Origin of the sequence: Streptomyces sp. WELS2, from assembly GCF_013870595.1 — a bacterium.
Classification (GTDB): Bacteria; Actinomycetota; Actinomycetes; order Streptomycetales; family Streptomycetaceae; genus Streptomyces.
This window is the reverse complement of the sequence record NZ_JACBWZ010000796.1, coordinates 1-2,787: the sequence shown is the minus strand read 5'-3', so window position 1 is coordinate 2,787 and position 2,787 is coordinate 1. Positions and strand designations below refer to the sequence as shown.

Sequence of the window (2,787 nt, the reverse complement as noted above, 5' to 3'; positions counted from 1 at the left end):
CGACCGGAGGATTCGATGACCGTCACGTCCCGACCGCCCCAGGAGGGGACGCCACCCTGACCTGGCCCTGCGCGCCCTGCACGCCCACGGCTTCACCCCGGCCCAGGCCCTGCTGTGCGCCACCGCCGTCCCCGCACGGCTGTTCGGCGTCGAGAACGACCTGGGCACCGTCGAGCCGGGAAAGACCGCGGACCTGACCGTCGTCGACGGCGATCCCTTCACCGACTTCGGCAGTCTCCCGCGCACCCCGCTGGTCCTCCGGGACGGCACCGTCCATTACCAGAGCGACCTCCTGGGCGCGGTCACGACGCCCGCCTGAGGACCACCGTCCGCATGCCCCCCCGGCCCGCCGCGCTCGTGCGCCACCCGCAGCCCGGCGCCGGGAACTGCTCCAGCACCCAGGCGTGGGAGAGCCGCGGCTTGCGGTAACTGTGGGCGTTCAGGGACCAGTCGCCGCTCGCCGGGTCCCGGGTGTGGATCAGGTCGCGCACCACCACCGTGTAGGCGTCGAAGTCGTCCGGGTACTCCAGGAAACAGGTCATGATCCGGTCCTCGGAGGAGCGGACCGGGAGGAAGCGGTCCGTGCCGGTGAGCGGGACCCGCGCCGAAAGGGCCGGACGGCCCTGTTCGCCGGTCCCGGAAGGGACCAGGATCGGCGAGGAGAACCGAGTATGTGACAGGGAGTCACCATGGCGGAACGCGCGCAGACCGGACCCGGCGACCCGATCCGGGTCTTCCTCCTCGACGACCACGAGGTGGTCCGGCGCGGGGTGCGCGACCTGCTGGACGACGAGCCGGACATCACGGTGGCCGGCGAGGCGTCCACCGCCGCACAGGCCCTGGCGCGCGTCCCCGCCCTGCGCCCCGACGTGGCCGTCCTCGACGTCCGGCTGCCGGACGGCGACGGGGTGACCGTCTGCCGGGAGCTGCGCTCGCTCCTGCCGGAGCTGGCCTGCCTGATGCTGACCTCGTTCGACGACGAGGAGGCGCTGCTGGACTCGATCATGGCGGGTGCGTCCGGGTACGTCCTCAAGCAGATCCGGGGTTCGGACCTGGTCTCCGCCGTGCGCACGGTGGCCGGCGGGCAGTCGCTGCTGGACCCCAGCGCCACCACCCGGCTCCTGAGCAGACTGCGGGACGGGCGCGAGGAGGAGGCCGAGCCGGACGCCCTGCCCGGGCTGACTGAGCGGGAGCGGGAGATCCTGGCCCTCATCGGGGAGGGGCTCACCAACCGGCAGATCGGCCGGCGGCTGTTCCTGGCCGAGAAGACGGTGAAGAACCACATCTCGCGCCTGCTCGCCAAGCTGGGCGTCGAACGCCGGGTCCAGGCGGCCGTCATCGCCACCCAGGTCCGCAGCCGCCCGCGTGCCGGCGGCCACCGGTCATGAGCCGGCGGCCCGCGGCCCCCGAAGGCGCGCGGCCGGTCACATCGCCGACAGCCGGCGGCCGGTGACCAGGTCCGGCGCGATGCGTACGAACACCCCGTCCGGCAGGGGCATCCACGATTTCGGGCCGCACCGTGCGAGGCGCGCCCGCTCGGCCGGGTCCGTCACCAGGGCGGCCCGGCCGGTGACGACCACACTCCAGCCGCTGCGGGCCGCCGCGTCGAACTCGTCGGCCTCGAAGGCGACCACGGCACCGTCGACCGCGCGCACCAGGTCCGAGCCCGCCGACGTCCGCAGCACGACGGAGGAGTCCGCGTCCAGACGGAAGTTGACCGGCAGCACGGCCGGCAGCGCCCGCCTGGTGTACACGATCCGGCCGACCGGCACCCGGCCCAGCAGGCGCAGGCAGGCCTTTCTGCCGAGCGTGTGGAAGTCGACGTCGTGAGGCACCAGGCCATCGTGGACCCGGGCGACCGTCACGGGTAGGGCCGATAGGCCCTGCCCGCGTGTCCGGAAACCGCCGCCGGGCGGCCTGCCGCCCGACCCCGTGCCACGCCCGCCCGCCCCGGCCGCTACGGTGATCCGGAACGAGGCGGCCGCGCGCGGGGCGAGGATCCGGGGAGGAACGGCGGTGGAGGGCTCCGAGAGCACCGGTGCGGTACCCGCCGTACGGCTGCCCCAGCTGCGACTGGACGAACTGCTGGAGGAGTTGCAGGCTCGCCTGGACGCCGCCCGCGGCACCCAGAACAAGGTGCACACCCTGCTGGAGGCCGTGGTCTCCGTCGGCCGTGAGCTGGACCTGGAGCAGGTGCTGCGCGGCATCGTGGAGGCGGCGGCGGTCCTGGCCGACGCCGAGTACGCGGCGCTCGGCGTGATCGGCACGGGCGGCACACGGCTCTCGGCGTTCGTCACCTACGGCGTCGACGCGGCGGACATCGCCCGCATCGGCCCCTACCCGGAAGGCCACGGCATCCTCGGCGAACTGATCCGGCACCCGGAGCCGTTGCGGCTCGACAAGCTCTCCGAGCACCCGGCGTCGTACGGCTTCCCGCCGAACCACCCGCCGATGAACACCTTCCTCGGCGTGCCCATCCGCGCCCGCGACCGGGTGTTCGGCAACCTCTACCTCACCGGGAAGCGCGGCGGTCTGCGGTTCGACGAGGACGACGAGTCGCTGGTGTCCGCGCTGGCCGTGGCGGCGGGCGTGGCCATCGACAACGCCCGGCTGTACGAGGAGTCCCGGCTGCGGGAGCGCTGGCTCGCGGCCACCGCGGAGGTCAGCAGCAGCCTGATGTCCGGCGCCGGCCAGCACGAGGTCCTGGCGCTGATCGCCGGGCGGGGAGGGTGATGAGGGAGCGCACCACCGCCTCCCGGTACGGCCCGTCGTAACGGCACCGCCCGG

General features: G+C 73.9%; 3 protein-coding genes and 2 pseudogenes. 3 read left to right on the top strand and 2 right to left on the bottom strand.

Translation table 11 applies throughout. The features are described 5' to 3' along the window. Nucleotides 1-46 precede the first annotated feature (46 nt). Nucleotides 47-301, top strand: a pseudogene (locus tag H5J33_RS29960) (amidohydrolase family protein); the annotation flags it as partial. A 1-nt stretch (nt 302) separates the two neighbouring features. Here H5J33_RS29960 and H5J33_RS29955 read toward each other — a convergent pair. Next, on the bottom strand, nt 303-542 hold the full coding sequence (locus H5J33_RS29955; protein ID WP_181797925.1) for a hypothetical protein: 240 nt from the start codon (nt 540-542) through the stop codon (nt 303-305). 147 nt (nt 543-689) lie between these two features. On the opposite strand from H5J33_RS29955, the gene H5J33_RS29950 reads away from it, so the two are divergent. Then, nucleotides 690-1,388, top strand: a complete 699-nt coding sequence (locus H5J33_RS29950) for a response regulator transcription factor (protein ID WP_181797924.1) — start codon at nt 690-692, stop codon at nt 1,386-1,388. 36 nt (nt 1,389-1,424) lie between these two features. On the opposite strand, the gene H5J33_RS29945 is transcribed toward H5J33_RS29950, so the two are convergent. Then, complete coding sequence (locus H5J33_RS29945; RefSeq protein ID WP_399552958.1) at nt 1,425-1,835, bottom strand: pyridoxamine 5'-phosphate oxidase family protein; 411 nt, start codon at nt 1,833-1,835, stop codon at nt 1,425-1,427. A gap of 181 nt (nt 1,836-2,016) precedes the next feature. Between H5J33_RS29945 and H5J33_RS29940 the strand changes: the two are divergent. Then, nucleotides 2,017-2,724: pseudogene (locus H5J33_RS29940) on the top strand (GAF domain-containing protein); the annotation flags it as partial. Between the last annotated feature and the right edge of the window lie 63 nt (nt 2,725-2,787).